Raw genomic sequence first — 15,334 nt, 5'->3', positions numbered from 1 at the left:
GGGCGCCCCCTGCCTTTTGTCTCGTTTACCCGGCATTCATGCGCGCAGGTCAGCTTGCGGACGCGGGCTCTTTCTTCTGGTCCGCATAGATCATGAGCGGTTTCGCATCAGACGTCACCGCTTCTTCGTTCACGACAATCTCGGAGACTTCGTCCATGCCGGGAAGTTCGAACATGGTGTCGAGCAGGATGCCTTCAAGGATCGACCGCAGGCCGCGGGCCCCGGTCTTGCGCTCGATGGCCTTCTTGGCGATCGCAGACAGCGCATCCTCGGTGAAGTTCAGCTCTGTCTCTTCCATCTCGAACAGGCGCTGATATTGCTTGACCAGCGCGTTCTTGGGCTGCGTGAGAATGGTGATGAGCGCATCTTCGTCCAGATCCTCGAGCGTTGCCACAACCGGCAGACGACCGACGAATTCCGGGATCAGACCGAATTTCAACAGATCTTCCGGCTCGAGATCCTTGAAGACCTCGCCCACACCGCGCTCGTCATTGTCCCGCACATCGGCACCAAAGCCCATCGCGGAGCCTTTGCCACGCTGCGCAATGATCTTGTCGAGCCCTGCAAACGCTCCGCCGCAGATAAACAGGATGTTGGTGGTATCCACCTGAAGGAATTCCTGCTGCGGATGCTTGCGCCCGCCCTGCGGTGGCACGGAAGCAACCGTGCCCTCCATCAACTTGAGCAGAGCCTGCTGCACGCCCTCACCCGACACGTCGCGCGTGATCGACGGGTTTTCGGACTTGCGGGTGATCTTGTCGACCTCGTCGATGTAGACGATGCCGCGCTGCGCCCGTTCGACATTGTATTCGCTCGACTGCAACAGCTTGAGAATGATGTTCTCCACATCCTCGCCCACGTAACCCGCTTCGGTCAGCGTGGTTGCATCCGCCATCGTGAACGGCACATCGAGGATACGCGCCAATGTCTGGGCCAGCAGGGTCTTGCCGCAGCCTGTCGGACCGATCAGCAGGATATTCGACTTTGCCAGTTCGATATCGCCGGATTTCTGCGCGTGGTTGAGACGCTTGTAATGGTTGTGCACCGCCACCGACAAAACCCGTTTTGCCGTAGCCTGCCCAATCACGTAATCGTCGAGCACGTCGCAGATCTCGCGCGGGGTGGGAACCCCCTCCGAAGACTTGAGCCCGGCGCCCTTGGTCTCCTCGCGGATAATGTCCATACACAGTTCGACGCATTCGTCGCAGATGAACACCGTCGGACCCGCAATCAGCTTACGCACCTCATGCTGGCTCTTGCCACAGAAGCTGCAATAGAGCGTATTCTTGCTGTCGCCGCCGGAATTATTAGCCATTTCGCACCTTTCTCGGCCCGCTGCAGGGCCTCGTCGTCAGCCGGTTATGCTCGGTCGGGCGCGGCGGGCAACAACCCGCCGCGGGCCATCTTCTCTTCTGGCCCACCCAAGTTCGGGTCAGCTTAGGACAGGCTCTGGGGCGCGACAATGCGAAAATCGCCCGCACCCCACCCGACAGGGATCACTTGCCTGTCCAAGTCGCAATCGCGCGTCAGGTATCGCTGCCCTCTTCGCCGTCCGGCACACGGTTCGTCACGATTTCGTCAATCAGGCCCCAATCCCGGGCCTGCTCGGGATCCATGAAGTTGTCGCGTTCAAGCGCGGACTCGACCGTCTCGTAGGACTGGCCGGTGTGATGGACATAGATCTCGTTCAGACGCTTCTTCAGCTTGAGGGTTTCTTCGGCATGAATCATGATGTCTGTCGCCTGCCCCTGATAGCCGCCGGAGGGCTGATGCACCATGATCCGGCTGTTGGGGAGCGAGAAGCGCATGCCCGGCGCGCCCGCCGTGAGGAGCAGCGACCCCATCGACGCCGCCTGGCCGATCACAAGGGTCGAAACCTTGGGCTTGATGTATTGCATCGTGTCGTAGATCGACAGACCGGAGGTCACGACGCCGCCGGGGCTGTTGATGTACATGGAGATTTCCTTGGACGGGTTCTCCGCTTCGAGGTGCAGAAGCTGCGCCACCACAAGCGACGACATGCCATCATGCACCGGGCCATTCAGGAAAATGATCCGCTCCTTGAGCAGGCGCGAGAAGATGTCATACGCGCGCTCGCCACGACTCGTTTGCTCGACCACCATGGGGACGAGGTTCATGTATGTCTCGATCGGGTCTTTCATGCTGGCCTGCCTGTCGATGTTTGGGATTGTGCATAACGCTGGAAGATTGAGAGAGTCTTAGTATTGCCCCAAGGGGGCTGCAAGGGGCGGAGGGGTTTTCAGGCAATATGCGTGCCGTCACGATTGCTCGATCAGGGCATGGGTTTGTCTTCGGCGCATGTTCCGGGACGTCGCGGCTTGATGCCGGCGTCCCGCACTCTAGCTCAAGGCGCCAGATCGAAAGGAAGCGGCGTCGTGAGCGATTTTTCTCCCACCCGCGCGGACGGCTTGGCGCGTCTGGCGCGGTTCGTCCCGAAGGCGGGCAAAACCTATGCCTCGAAGCGCAATTACGACCGTGGCCCCGGCGGCCATGAATTTGTCTCGACACTGTCGCCGTATCTGCGCCACCGCATCGTGACGGAAGCGGAAGTGATCGACGCCGTTCTGGGCCGACACACGCGCAACGGAGCCGAAAAATTCATTCAGGAAGTGCTCTGGCGGACCTACTGGAAAGGATGGCTGGAGATGCGCCCGCAGGTCTGGACCCGCTACCAGTCCGATCTGCGGCGCGCGCTTGACGCGGTGCAAACCCAGTCCGGCTTGCGCCGCAATTGGGAAGCCGCATGCACCGGGCAAACCGGGATCGAGCCCTTCGACCATTGGGCGCAGGAGCTGGTGGATACGGGCTATCTGCACAACCATGCGCGGATGTGGTTTGCCTCCATCTGGGTTTTCACGCTTCGGCTGCCATGGGAGCTGGGCGCCGATTTCTTCCTGCGCCACCTGCTCGACGGCGATCCGGCGTCCAACACGCTGGGGTGGCGGTGGGTTGCGGGGCTGCAAACGCGCGGCAAGACCTATCTCGCCCGTCCCTCCAATATCGAGAAATTCACCGAAGGCCGCTTTTCCCTGCCGGAAACCAGCCTCGCCCCCGACGCGCCGCCAGTTCAGGGACCGGACCTTCCGCCGCGGATGGCAGCACCGCAGTCCGACAGCGTCGACCCCTCCAAACCGACGGCCTTCGTGCTGCATGAAGACGACCTCTCGCCGGGATGGATTCTGGACAAGTCGATCACCCCGCTGGGCACGGCTCTGGTGACCCCTTCGGAACGGCTCACCCCGCTGACCATGGCGCCACAGGTCTTGGCATTCCGTGAAGCGGCAACCCGGGAAGCCGCAGAGCGATGGAAGGACCGTCTTGGTCCCGTGGCCACCGGTCTCTCCGACGGCGCAGCGATAGCCGCGTGGGCGCGGGATCTCGGCGCCGAACAGATCGTCACGGCGCGCGCGCCCGTTGGGGCGGTTTCGGAAGTCCTGTCAGAGATGGCGGGGATCCCCGTGCTGCAACCGATGCGCACGCTCGACCAAGTGGCATGGCCCCATGCAACGGCCGGCTTTTTCAAGTTTCGCGAAAAGATCCCGCAGATTATCGGCGCGCTCCAAGGGCTGCGCGCGGCCTGAGCCGCTTGCCCACACATCGCGACGAAAACCGGCGCGCAGGGTATCACCCCTGCGCGCCGACCGCGTTCACCAAGACCGGCCCTCAAGAGCCAATCGGGACGGTTACGTTGTGCCGAACATGTCCGAGGTGATCCCCGCGTACCAACCGATGCTCTCCTCGTAGGTCGCCTTGCGCAGCGCGGCATCCTCGCCCGTCTGGCTCACAAACCCATCCACCTTGGCGATTTTTTCGTCGGTTGCTTCATAAGAAGCCCCAACTTTTACCCCGTCTTCGGTGTCGATCAGCGACCAGCACGTGTTGGAGAATTTCGCCGGGAAAACGCGGCTGCCGGTTAAGGCCCCGCGCACCGCCATGGCCGCAACCTTGGCCTGGCTGTTGGCGGAGTAGCCGGATTTTGGCATGTCACCTTGCGACGAGGCATCCCCGAGGATATGGATATTCTCGTCGAGTTTGGATTGCATCGTGTGGGCGACCACCGGTGCCCAGTTGCCCTCTGTCAGCCCCGCGGCGTCACAAATCGCACCGGCCTTCTGTGCCGGAATGACGTTGACCACATCGGCCTTGATCACCTCGCCATCGATATCGACCGTCATGTCGGCCGCGTTGACGGTGGTGTTCTCGCCGCCGAAATCGGGGCCGATCCGTTCGATCATACCACCGTAATGCTTCTGCCACCCCTCCTCGAAAAGCGCCTGCTTGGAGAATTTTTCCTTGGGGTCGGCGATGATGATCTTGGCGGTCGGGTTATTGGCCTTGAGGTAATGCGCCACCATCGAGATCCGCTCGTAGGGACCCGGCGGGCAGCGATAGGGATTGGGCGGGGCCACCATGACATAGGTGCCGCCCTCCGGCATCGCTTCGATTTGCGCCTTGAGCAGCGCGGTCTGCGTGCCGGCCTTGTAGGCATGAGGCATGGCGTTCTGGGTCGTGAGATCCCAGCCCGGCACCGAACCATCGACAAAATCAATGCCCGGCGACAGGATCAGGCGATCGTATTGCACCGCGCCGCCACCAGCGAGCGAGACCGTCTTGGCGTCGCGATCCACCCCGACGGCCCAGTCATGCACGACATTGACGCCGAACTCCGACGCCAGGGTGCCGTAGCGGTGCTCAAGGCTGTCGAGGCTGCGGAACCCGCCGATATAGAGGTTGGAGAAGAAGCAGGTGTAATAGGACCGGCTTGGCTCGATCAGGGTCACGTCAACCGCACCCTGGCTGTCCTTTGCAATATAGCGTGCAGCGGTGGCGCCGCCGGCACCGCCTCCGATCACAACGGCGCGCGGCTTGGCTTGCGCACCCAGCATCGGCGCGGAAAGCGCCGTTGCGGTCAACGCGGCGCCAGTGCCGAGAAAGCTCCGTCTGGTCTGTGACTTGTGTATCATGTCCACTATCCTCCCTGATTGGACCATCAATAAATTCGGAGCAGAAAAGCCGAGACGGCAGGCCACCGTCTCAGGTCAAACGCTCAAATCCTTGCGCCCCGAAAGACGCGACTACCTGCACCGTGCGGTTTGCCCCCGCCCACGCCGGGATCCGAAAAGGGTCTGCCGGTCTGTCCCGCAATGCACGCAAAACGAGTATGCGTCGATGAAATGACATGCGGAACCCTTTTTGGCGAAACCACCCCGAAGCTCCGGCCCCGCGGGACCGCCTTGTGTCGCGCTGAAACCGATCTCTCGCGCGCAGGCCGCGTTTGGGCGCACTACACGGACGGTTTTGCCCCGCTGTCCTTGTCACCTCAGGCCTGTCCCGCCCTCCCCGCCTCGCGCGGCCCGCTCCGTCGAATCTCTGTTTGTTCCAATCACCCTCAAAACCATGTCACGCATCAGGCGAAAATTCCTTCGCTCGGCCCGGGCCCAGACGGCCGATCTGCCGCGCCTTGGCCCTCAAGCCCAAGGGCGTTGGCCCCCAGTCACATAGTGCGGTCTGGAAGGTTGCGCGCCGCGCGATCCCGAGCATGCCATGGCGCAGCCCCTTATCGGCGATACTTCGGGAGACCCATGGCAGGGGCCGCGCGCTTTCGCCCTACTGGCAGGCGCCACTTTCGTCGAGACACGACCCCAAACACCCGCTCAAGGATGACCAAGACGGCCTCTCTTCTCCCATCGCAAAACAAAAAAGGGGGCGAAACGAACATTCGCCCCCTTTGGTTTCTTACTCGATTTTTGCAAAGAATGCCGCCAGAGCGGCAATTTCTTCCGCGTTTAACCGCCCCGCCATCATCTGCATCACCGGATGGGGCCGGATCTTGCGCTTATAGGCGTGCATCGCCACGACAAAATCTTCCTCATACCAGTTGGTGATCGAGGGAATGCCATCGTCGCCGCCATCTCTTTGGTGACAGGTGAGGCATTCCGACGCGAGGTATTCCCCATAGGCAACGTCACCTTCGAGAGCGAGAATTTCCGCAGGCAGCTCAACCTCCCGCGCAATCGCGGTCGGCGCCGCTTCCGGCAGGTTGGCGGGATTGTCCGAATAGCTCCGAAGATAGGCGAGCACATCCCGACGGTCCTGTGGCTCGCGCAGCCCCCGGAACGACATGCGCGTCCCCGAAACAAGGGCCCGGGGGTTCTCGAGATAGGCGTCGAGCGTCTCCAGATCCCAGACCAGGCCATCGGCAAACGCCCGCTCCATGCCGCGGGAATAATCGAAATCGGCGATGCTTCCGGCACGACGGTCGAAAACCCCGTTGAGATGCGGACCCGCACGATTGCTGGCGCCCGGTCCGACCTGATGGCAACCGGAGCATTTGCGGTAGATCTCCGCGCCGCGCTCCGCATCACCAATCGCCTCGGCGGTCTCATCGGCGAAGGCAGCCCCGCCGATGACCAACATCCCGAGCGCTCCGATCATCCCGAGCGTGCTGGTTCCGATCCGCCTCATGGCATCACTCGTCAAAGCTCGCCAGATAGGCGGTCACAGCCGCGATATCCGCATCACTCTTGAGCCCGGCAAAAGCCATCTTGGTGCCTTTGACGCTGCCGCGCGGGTCGGCGAGGAACGCGGCAAGCGTTTCAGCATCCCAGATCCCACCCTTATCGGCCATGGCACCGGAATACTTGAAGCCATCGACGCTGCCGATCGTGCGCCCGACAACACCGTTGAGATGCGGGCCGGACCGGTTCTTGGCGCCTTCTCCCACCTGGTGGCATGCCTTGCACTTGCGGAACACTTTCTCGCCCTCGGCCACAAGCGCCGGATCGATCGCCGCGCTGACGGTTTCGACCACAGCGTCTGCTTGTGCGTCGGTGTCTGCTGCGACCGCCGCAACCACCGTCTCGGCTTCTGCCTCGGTTTCTGCCGCCGGCGCCATGGCGTCGGAATGGCCGGCCGCGTCATCCGCGCCGTCTTCTTCCGGCGTCACGTCGAGAACGGTGGCGCGCATGGTGATTTCAACGCTGTCCTTGCAGTTTTCCATGCAGGGCTCGGTGCGCCAGATGGTGTATTCCGTCTCGGCGCGGTCATCGACGATGAACCCTTCCGCATTCGGCATTTCCACATCGAGGATCGTGTCGCGCGACAGTTCGAAATCATCCTCGATCAGATCGTTCGAATACAGAATATAGGCCACGATGGCATAGACATCGTCATCGCTGAGCGACTGCGCGTTGCCAAACGGCATGGAGCGGTGCACGTAGTCCCAGACCGTCGAGACATAGGGCCAGTAGCTGCCCACCGTCTTGACCGGATCCTTGTCCGCCAGCGTGCCGAACCCGCCTGCCAGCGCCGGCCAGTTGTCGACACCTTCCGCGAATGATCCGTGGCAGACCGCGCAATTCTCCTCGAACAGCGCCTCGCCGTCCCAGGCATTGCCAGACCCTTCTGGCAGGCCTGTGCCATCGGGCCGCACGTCCACGTCCCAGGCTGCGATTTCTTCGGCCATGGCCTCGCGGCCCAAACCGAACCGCATCCCCGTTGCGGCCTCATCGGCCACGGCAGCGGCCACGAGAAGACCCGACCCCGCATCGGCGGCGGGGGCGGCCACTTCGGCCGCGGCCGGAGCCTCGGCAACGACGACGGGCGCCTCGGGTTGCGGGATCGGCGCGGGCAAGGCCGTCAGCTTCGCCGCGCGTTCCGGCATATCGGTGATGTTGCGGTCAGCGAAATTCGCTGCTCCGACCAGCATGATGGTGATGGCCAGCGCGGAGCCGCCGTAGAGCTTAAGAGACTTCGACATTTTCGGCCTCCCCGTTGGGTTTCACATGCCATGTCTGGATGCAGTTGTTGTGATAGATGGAGTTTTCGCCCCGTACGTCGCGCAGCTGTGCCTTGGTTGGCTGCACGTAGCCCGTTTCATCCATCGCGCGGGATTGCAGGAGCCAGTCCTCGCCGTCCCAGACCGTGTCGAGATAGAACCGTGTGAGCGCCTTGTCCTCTCCCTCGCGGGCGAGCCGCGCGGTTTCCCATGTCTTGCCACCGTCCTTGGAGACATCGACACGGGTGATCTTGCCATGGCCGGTCCAGGCCAGGCCGGTGATGACCACGGGACCGGGACCGTGGGTGATCGGCGCCTGCGGGCTTGGGGAGGTGACGACCGACTTGGCGTCCATGACCCATGTCCACTTGCGCGCCACGCCATCGGCCAGCACGTCGGTGTATTTCGAGGTTTCCTCGCGGCTTTCCACAGGGCCGTCCATAACCTCCACGCGGCGCAGCCACTTGACCCACATGTTGCCTTCCCAGCCTGGCACCACGAGGCGCACCGGGTAGCCATGCTCCTTGCGCAGCGCTTCGCCATTGGCCTTGAACGCCACGAGCACGTCGTCCATGGCCTTTTCCATCGGGATCGACCGGCCATTGGAAGACGCGTCCGCGCCTTCGACATAGACCCATTTGTCCTTGAAGTCGCCCGCCGCGTCGAGCCCGGCCTCGGCCAGGATCGTGCGCAACGGCACGCCGGTATATTCCATGTTGTGGATCATGCCATGGGTGAACTGCGCGCCGTTGAGCTGGGCACCGGCCCATTCCATGCCCGTATTTGCCGCACATTCGCAGAAATACACGTGGTTTTCGCGCGGAAAGCGTTCGAGATCCTCGTATGAGAAAATCAACGGCCGGTCCACCAGACCGTTGATCATGAGCCGATAGTCCTGCTTGCGCATCTCAATGGCGCCGGAATGATGCCGTTCGAACGCACAGCCCTGCGGCGTGATGGTCCCGTCCAGCGCGTGGATCGGTGTGAAGTTGATCGAACTGATCGTGTCGGCGGTCAGCCATTCAACATTGCGGCGCACCACATCGCTTTCATACTCGATCGGCAGGCCATATGGCGTCGCGTCGACACCGTCGCCCAATCCCATCGCCCAATCCTGGGTCTCGGTAATCAGCGGGTCCGGCCCGGCGGCCTTGGCTGCGGTGGCCGTCGCCCCGAGGGCGGCGGCACTGGTCAGGAACTGGCGGCGCGAGGGGCCTTTTCTCCGGCTCATGGCTCTTTCCTTTCTTTCGTGTCAGCGTGCCTACGGGCCCGGTCAGGGCCGGATATAGGCGTAGCCTTCTTCCTGAAGCTCGATGAGCCGGACAACGCCCGACGGGACAATCGCCAAGTCGTCAAGCAGCGCGAGCGTTTCGCCGGCTTTCTCGCTCATCTTGCGATGCGTGTTGCCGCAGGCCGCAAAGGACAGGTTGTCCATTTCCAGCGACATCACAGATATCCGATCCGCCACCGGGCTACGTCCGTCCAGCAGCATGTTGAGCCCCGGCCCATAGGCCACAAGCTCCACGACAACGCTGTCGCCCTGGCTTTCGTAATAGCGCGTGAGGTTCTGCACGTTGTTGAGCGCCATGTTCATGACCTTTGGGTCGCCGTCATTGACATGCACGGCCACGTGATGGGTCACGCCTTCTGCAAGAACGGCGGAGGCAAAGGCTACACTCAGCGCAGCGGCGGTCAGACTCGATTTCAACATGGCGTTTCCTTCGAATTGAGGGTCAAAGCCCGGTTACGGTGACGCTGTCGTTCTGGCTCACCGTCACGGTGCCCTGCTTGGCAATGTGGCTCTCCACCACATCCCAGATCTGGGGGCCTTCGGTGCCTTCGTTCACGCTCGCCCATCCGGCGACAACGTAATTGCGCGCAGGATCGATGGCCTCGCCGGTGCTGGTCAGCACCATCTCCGAGATCCGCTCGCCCTGTGGCTTGGACACATCCACCCGGTAGCCAAGCCCGCCGGTCCGCACCATGTCCCCCCCCTGCTGGTAATAGGGGTCGGGGTTGAAGATGTTGTCAGCAACGTCCTCGAGCACGATCTTGAGGAACTCACCCGTCATCTCGGTGCGATAGGCCTGACCATAGGTCATGGACGTGACGTTCCAGATATCCTCGCGGGTGATGTCTTGTCCCGGAATGAGGCTCGGCCCCCACCGTACACCCGGCGAAAGAGCGATCTCCGCATCACGCTCGGAAAGCAGCGCGTCGCAGATCAGATCGTCCCACGTTCCGTTGAAATTGCCACGCCGGTAGAGCAGCGAGTCGGTCTGGCCGATGACCTCCGAAAGCTGTGCCTCGAAGGGGGCACGCTGTTCGTCGATCAGCGAGGCAATGGCCGGATCCGGTTCGATCACATCGGAGAAGATCGGGATCAGCTTGTGGCGGAACCCGAGCATCTGTCCGTTGCGCACATCGAGATCCACGCGGCTGACGAATTTGCCGTTGCTGCCCGAGGCGACGATGATCGTCTCGCCCACGAGGACCGGCTCGGGCAGCGCGTCATGGGTGTGACCCGACAGGATCACGTCGATCCCTGTCACGATGCTGGCCATCTTCTTGTCGACGTCAAAGCCGTTGTGACTGAGGCAGACGACAAGCTCGGCGCCCTGCTGACGCACCTCGTCAACCATCGCCTGCATGTTCTCATCCCGGATACCAAAGCTGTATTCCGGGAACATCCAGCGCGGATTGGCAATCGGCATATACGGGAAGGCCTGTCCGATCACCGCAATCTTGGTCCCGCCGCGCTCAAAGAACGTGTAGGGCGGGAAAAGCTCCGCGGGTTCGTCCCATTCGGCATCAAAGATGTTCTGGCCCAGCGCGGCATAGGGCAGGCTCTCGACCAGTTCGGCAACCCGGTCCGATCCAAGGGTGAACTCCCAATGGAACGTCATGGCGTCCGGCTTGAGCCCGTTCATCACGTTGACCATGTCCTGCCCCTGCGTGTGATAGCAGGTGTAGGAGCCATGCCACGTGTCACCCCCATCGAGAAGGATCGCATCGGGCCGGTCGGCGCGGATCGCGTTGACCACGGTCGAAACGCGATCAAGACCGCCCATCTTGCCATAGCTGCGCGCCAAGGCTTCGAAATCGCCCGAACTCAGCGCGTAATGCGAGTAGGAATTGTCTTCGATGCCGTATAGGCGCCGGAATTCCGCGCCGGTGACATGCGGAACCGCACCGCGATTATCGCCCACACCGATATTCACCGACGGCTCGCGGAAGAAGATCGGCTTGAGCTGCGCGTGAATGTCCGTGACATGGATCAGCGAGACATTGCCGAAGGTATCGAACTGCAGCAGCTGATCCTGGGTGAGCGCCTGTTGCGCGGCCAAACGCGACCACTGGCCAAAGCCCGATGCGCCGAGCATCGCCGAGGCCGCCATGGAAGCTTGCAGGAAATCGCGTCTCGAAATCATCGGATAGGCCTTTCGATCTGGTTGTCGCAACGCGGGTATCATGCACGCATTGCCGAAAGTGTAAGCGGCGAGGGACGCCGGGCCTGCCCGCGCTGCATGTGCGGGCGTTGCACGAGCCGCTGCCAGAGGGAGTGAACCGGCGGCGGGCCGGGCGGCACCTCTCGCCTATCACTCATCACATTCGCATGTGTGAATGATATGGCTGGAAAATGACCCGCTCCGGGTGTCCGGAACGGGTCACTGGATCAGTTGCGGACCGACGGACCTTCGACGCTGAGGCCGTTGCCGCGCGACTTGACATACAGCTCAAGCGCCACGAATTCCGGGCTCCCGGTGCTGTAGGTCTCGGCGCGTGTGTCACGCACGCAGCCCCGGAACCGCGAATGCACGCCGTTCAGCTTTGCATTCTTGAGACGGTATGTCGGAAAGCCGTTGATCTGGCCCTGGCTGAGATGGTCAGCGCGGATATAGTTGCCATAGTTTTCTTCATGGCAGGATGCGCAGCTCAGTTCGAGTTGCCCAGTGCGGGTGTAATAGAGCTCTTTGCCCATTTCCCACGCTTCGGCAGCCGGACCGTCAATGGCGACATTCACGGGCATGCCACGCGACTGCGACGCGATCATCGATTCCATGTTGATGGCCGCCGCGGCGTCATATTTCCATGCCTCGGCGCCCATGCGATTGGTGCGGCAATCGTTCATCTGCATCTGAACGGTGCGCAACTCGCCGGCTTCCTCGTTCCACTTGGGATAGGTCGCGGCGACGCCCGCCATGCTGTCTGGGCTTTCGTGGCAGGAGGCGCAGCTCTTGCCCTCGGTGCCTTCTGCCGTTTCCCAGGCTTCAAGCGCCTGATCGACAAAGATCATACCCTGGTTTTCGAAGTCATCGGTCTGGAGCTGCTGCGTCTCATCCGACCGGAAATGCCAGCCCGAAATCAGTTCGGAAATGCCGGTATCAGCCATGTGTGGCGGCGCGGCGACCTTGGTGGTCATCTCGATCTCGCCATTGATGACAAGCGTGTCGTCATCTGCCCCACCCGCATAGACCGTGGTGGCGGCAAGCAATGCGGCCGTTGCCGTCAATGCCTTGAATTTCATAGATTGTCCCTCCCTGGAAAGCCCTGCCCCGGTCACCGTCACGGTCTCTGGGGCAAGGTTTGATCGTGCCTCGCCAGGCTCAGGCGATGGCGATCGACTTTGAATCTTCGTAGACGGACCCGTCGTCATCGTACCAGGTGAACTTGAATTCACCGGCTTCCGGGACCGTGGCTTCGAACTCGAAATACGGGTTCGTGGAAATCGCCGGTTCAAGCGTCACGTCGATCACGTTCTGGCCGTTGAAGTCGGCGGTGAAGCGATTGATGATCGAACGCGGGATCGTGTTGCCGTCGCCGTCCTTGCGCTGACCGCTTTCCATCTTGTGGCTGATCAACGTCTTGATTGTGATCGCTTCGCCAGCGGATGCGGATTTCGGGACCTTGACGCGGGGTTTGACACCAGATGCCATGGTTGAATTCTCCTCTGATTAGCCGCCGCAGCCGCCGATGGTGACCTTCACGGTCTTCGAGGTGCGGGCAAAGCTGCCGTCGGCGAGCTTGGCGATTGCAATGATGTCCTGCGTGCCTGCAAGGCGGATCCGGGTGGATGCGCGCTGTGCCGCGGCCAGCGGACCGAAGTTGAACGTGGCGACCGGCGGCGTCGGATTGCCAGCGGCCAGAACCATGATCGCGGACGCGCCCGGCGCGGAGACCTCGATCGGCACCGTGTTGCCGTTTTCAGCGATTTCAGGCGCGGTCAGCTCGAGCCCGGCATCGCCCATGTCAGCGCCACCGGTAAACTCTTCGATATAGCTGTCGATGGCCGCGGATGCCTTGATCGGCATCATCACGGTAAGCGCAGCGGCCCCACCGATAGCCAGCGTTTCACGACGTGTGAATTCCATACGTCTTCTCCTTGTTTGCGATGATCCGTGGCGGCGCGTTCACGCCGGCCGGACAATCCGGTTGGTGTTGGTCAGCCGTCCTTCAACGTCATCAGGTAGGCAACCACATCCTCGACTTCCTGCGCGCTCAGGATCGGCGACAGGTCCTCTTCCTTCGCGGCCTTGCCCGTGTATCCGTTGCCCGGACGGGTAAATCCGCTGGTCTTGTAGAAAGCCGGCATCACCGTGCCTTCAAAGGTCATCTTGGCGTTCGCAACAATGCCACGAAGCTCTTCTGCGGTGCGGTATTCGCCAATCCCGTCAAGGGTAGGCCCCACCTCGCCGTGAAACGGCGCATCGTTCAGCGCCGTGACCGCGTGACAGGCAATGCAATTGCCCTTCCCGCGGGAGATCATCACCGCGCGACCGTTCTCAGCGTCTCCGGGTGCACCCGACAACGACGCTTCGATCGTGCCATACTCGCCATATTGCACATCGTTGGGCGAAACAGCCTCGGCATGCGCCGTGCCCGCCACCATCAGGGCCGCGATGGCCGTGAATGCTTTGATCTTCATAGTCCCTCCCTTGGCTTGATGACCCTCTTGCAGGGGTCTCAGCGTATAAGCTTGTGCATACCGTAGTCGACTGCCCCTGCCGGACGCAACAACAAATTCACAGAAATGAATTATTGCTCCAATCGGTCGCAGGCGAACGGCCCGGCAGCCCTGTTCAATCGAATGATCCGTTGTTGCGCTCTTGAATGCGGCGGGCGTGATATCGTTGGAAATCCTCCCCGTTATCAAGCGCGTAGCGCTCTTCCGCGACCCAGGTGAACATGTCGATCGTGGTGCCCTTGCCAAACGCCCCGGGCATCGTTGCCACAGCGGCCTCTGCAGCGCTCATGCCTTCTTCGACCTTGGTGGGCATAAAGACGATGGTGGGTGTGAACATCACGCGCCAGCGCTGTGCCATCTCTTTTTCCGGCAGCGATTCCCCGTCGAAATCGGTGACCTCCAGGTCTCCGTAGAGATTGAGTTGCACCACAAAGAAGTTCTCGGCGATATAGTCGGATATCGCCGGATCAGAGAACACCTCCTTGTGCATCTTGTCACAATAGATGCAGCCCCGCTGTTCGAAAAACAGGACAAGCCGCTTGCCTTCGTCATTGGCCTCCGCGAGGTCTTCGGACAGGTCGAGGAACGTGTCGCGCATCCACGGTTGCTTGTGCAGACCATCATCGCCAAGCTCCTGCGCCGCGGCGGGCAAAGCCATCACAGCGGCCAAGGCCGCACCGATCCAGTATCTCATCTTGTCTCCCCTTCCATCTGTGTGTGTGACTGTCTGTCTGTCACGATCAAACGCCGGTCCGGCAGATGGGCCGCCATCCCATGATCCTGCCGCAAAACGGCACCGAGCCCCAACCGCCCATCGCAAGCTTAACTCAGAGACACCCATCCCGGAAATGTCTCCAACATCCATTGCCCGATCGCGTTGACGGACCCGGTCACGATCAGAACGGCAAACAGGATCAACATGACGCCCATGACTTTCTCGGCATATTGCAGCTTGGACCGATGACGCGCGGTCCAACGCAGAAACGGCCCTGAAAACAGCGCCGCCAAGACAAACGGTGCAGTCATCCCGATGCCGTAGAACGCCAGCAGCAGCCCGCCGCGCGAAATGTCTCCCATGCCCGACGCGATCATCAGGATCGACGCGAGCGCGGGCCCAACGCAGGGCGTCCAGCCAAAGCCGAACGCAAGCCCCATCAGGTAGGCGCCAAACGCGGTTTTCGGCTCGGCCGGTCCGTCTAGTCGCGCCTCTCGATACAACAGCGGAACCTTGACGACACCGAGGAAATGCAAACCGAACAGGGTCAGGATCGCCGCTGCGACCCAGCGCAGATTGTCGATGTAATCGGCAAAGACGCGCCCCACGGCGGTCGCCCCCATGCCCAGCAGCACGAAGATCGTGGTGACACCAAGCGCAAAGAAGATCGACGACAGGACCAGCCGTTTCTGCGCACCGGGTGCCACGCCAGAATCATCGCGCAGCTCCTGCATCGACAAACCGGCCATGTAACAGAGGTAAAACGGGACCATTGGCAGGATACACGGGGTCAAAAAGCTTAGAAGCCCGGCAAAAAACGCCCCCGCAAAGGAAATGTCGAACATGAGTCGGGCGC

At 61.6% G+C, this 15,334-nt stretch carries 15 protein-coding genes; 1 reads left to right on the top strand and 14 read right to left on the bottom strand.

Features of this window, described 5'->3' with window-relative positions:
- Positions 1-49: 49 nt before the first annotated feature.
- Entirely contained in the window at positions 50-1,315 is a 1,266-nt protein-coding gene (gene clpX / locus J1C49_RS03975; RefSeq protein ID WP_227444505.1) for an ATP-dependent Clp protease ATP-binding subunit ClpX, read from the bottom strand.
- A 211-nt stretch (positions 1,316-1,526) separates the two neighbouring features.
- The gene (locus J1C49_RS03970) at positions 1,527-2,162 is read right to left on the bottom strand and encodes an ATP-dependent Clp protease proteolytic subunit (RefSeq protein WP_227444504.1); all 636 of its coding nucleotides are present in this window, start codon (positions 2,160-2,162) and stop codon (positions 1,527-1,529) included.
- 234 nt (positions 2,163-2,396) lie between these two features.
- Between J1C49_RS03970 and J1C49_RS03965 the strand changes: the two genes are divergently transcribed.
- The gene (locus J1C49_RS03965; RefSeq protein ID WP_227444503.1) at positions 2,397-3,602 is read left to right on the top strand and encodes an FAD-binding domain-containing protein; all 1,206 of its coding nucleotides are present in this window, start codon (positions 2,397-2,399) and stop codon (positions 3,600-3,602) included.
- A gap of 102 nt (positions 3,603-3,704) precedes the next feature.
- Here the strand turns inward: J1C49_RS03965 and J1C49_RS03960 are convergent, their stop codons facing one another.
- From J1C49_RS03960 to J1C49_RS03905, 12 genes are all read right to left on the bottom strand, one after another.
- The gene (locus J1C49_RS03960) at positions 3,705-4,985 is read right to left on the bottom strand and encodes an NAD(P)/FAD-dependent oxidoreductase (protein ID WP_227444502.1); all 1,281 of its coding nucleotides are present in this window, start codon (positions 4,983-4,985) and stop codon (positions 3,705-3,707) included.
- Positions 4,986-5,757: 772 nt separating this feature from the next.
- Complete coding sequence (locus J1C49_RS03955; RefSeq protein ID WP_370639370.1) at positions 5,758-6,486, bottom strand: c-type cytochrome; 729 nt, start codon at positions 6,484-6,486, stop codon at positions 5,758-5,760.
- A gap of 4 nt (positions 6,487-6,490) precedes the next feature.
- On the bottom strand, positions 6,491-7,780 hold the full coding sequence (locus J1C49_RS03950) for a c-type cytochrome (protein WP_227444501.1): 1,290 nt from the start codon (positions 7,778-7,780) through the stop codon (positions 6,491-6,493).
- On the bottom strand, positions 7,764-9,029 hold the full coding sequence (gene soxC, locus J1C49_RS03945; RefSeq protein WP_227444500.1) for a sulfite dehydrogenase: 1,266 nt from the start codon (positions 9,027-9,029) through the stop codon (positions 7,764-7,766). Before soxC ends, J1C49_RS03950 begins: the two co-directional genes overlap by 17 nt.
- Positions 9,030-9,071: 42 nt before the next feature.
- Entirely contained in the window at positions 9,072-9,509 is a 438-nt protein-coding gene (locus J1C49_RS03940) for a DsrE family protein (protein WP_227444499.1), read from the bottom strand.
- A gap of 22 nt (positions 9,510-9,531) precedes the next feature.
- On the bottom strand, positions 9,532-11,229 hold the full coding sequence (gene soxB, locus J1C49_RS03935; RefSeq protein ID WP_227444498.1) for a thiosulfohydrolase SoxB: 1,698 nt from the start codon (positions 11,227-11,229) through the stop codon (positions 9,532-9,534).
- A 245-nt stretch (positions 11,230-11,474) separates the two neighbouring features.
- Positions 11,475-12,326 (bottom strand): sulfur oxidation c-type cytochrome SoxA, encoded by an 852-nt coding sequence (gene soxA, locus J1C49_RS03930; protein ID WP_227444497.1) that lies wholly within the window; start codon positions 12,324-12,326, stop codon positions 11,475-11,477.
- Positions 12,327-12,405: 79 nt separating this feature from the next.
- Positions 12,406-12,735: a thiosulfate oxidation carrier complex protein SoxZ gene (gene soxZ, locus J1C49_RS03925; RefSeq protein WP_227444496.1), complete on the bottom strand. Its 330-nt coding sequence runs from the start codon at positions 12,733-12,735 to the stop codon at positions 12,406-12,408.
- An 18-nt stretch (positions 12,736-12,753) separates the two neighbouring features.
- Entirely contained in the window at positions 12,754-13,170 is a 417-nt protein-coding gene (soxY, locus tag J1C49_RS03920) for a thiosulfate oxidation carrier protein SoxY (RefSeq protein WP_227444495.1), read from the bottom strand.
- Positions 13,171-13,241: 71 nt separating this feature from the next.
- A complete protein-coding gene (gene soxX, locus J1C49_RS03915; RefSeq protein ID WP_227444494.1) occupies positions 13,242-13,724 on the bottom strand; it encodes a sulfur oxidation c-type cytochrome SoxX in 483 nt (160 codons plus the stop codon).
- A 154-nt stretch (positions 13,725-13,878) separates the two neighbouring features.
- Complete coding sequence (locus J1C49_RS03910; RefSeq protein WP_227444493.1) at positions 13,879-14,457, bottom strand: thioredoxin family protein; 579 nt, start codon at positions 14,455-14,457, stop codon at positions 13,879-13,881.
- Between the two features lie 128 nt (positions 14,458-14,585).
- Positions 14,586-15,323 (bottom strand): cytochrome c biogenesis CcdA family protein, encoded by a 738-nt coding sequence (locus J1C49_RS03905; protein WP_227444492.1) that lies wholly within the window; start codon positions 15,321-15,323, stop codon positions 14,586-14,588.
- Between the last annotated feature and the right edge of the window lie 11 nt (positions 15,324-15,334).

Origin of the sequence: Cognatishimia sp. F0-27 (assembly GCF_020667845.1) — a bacterium.
GTDB lineage: Bacteria > Pseudomonadota > Alphaproteobacteria > Rhodobacterales > Rhodobacteraceae > JAFMPQ01.
This window is presented reverse-complemented; position numbering and strand designations above follow the sequence as displayed.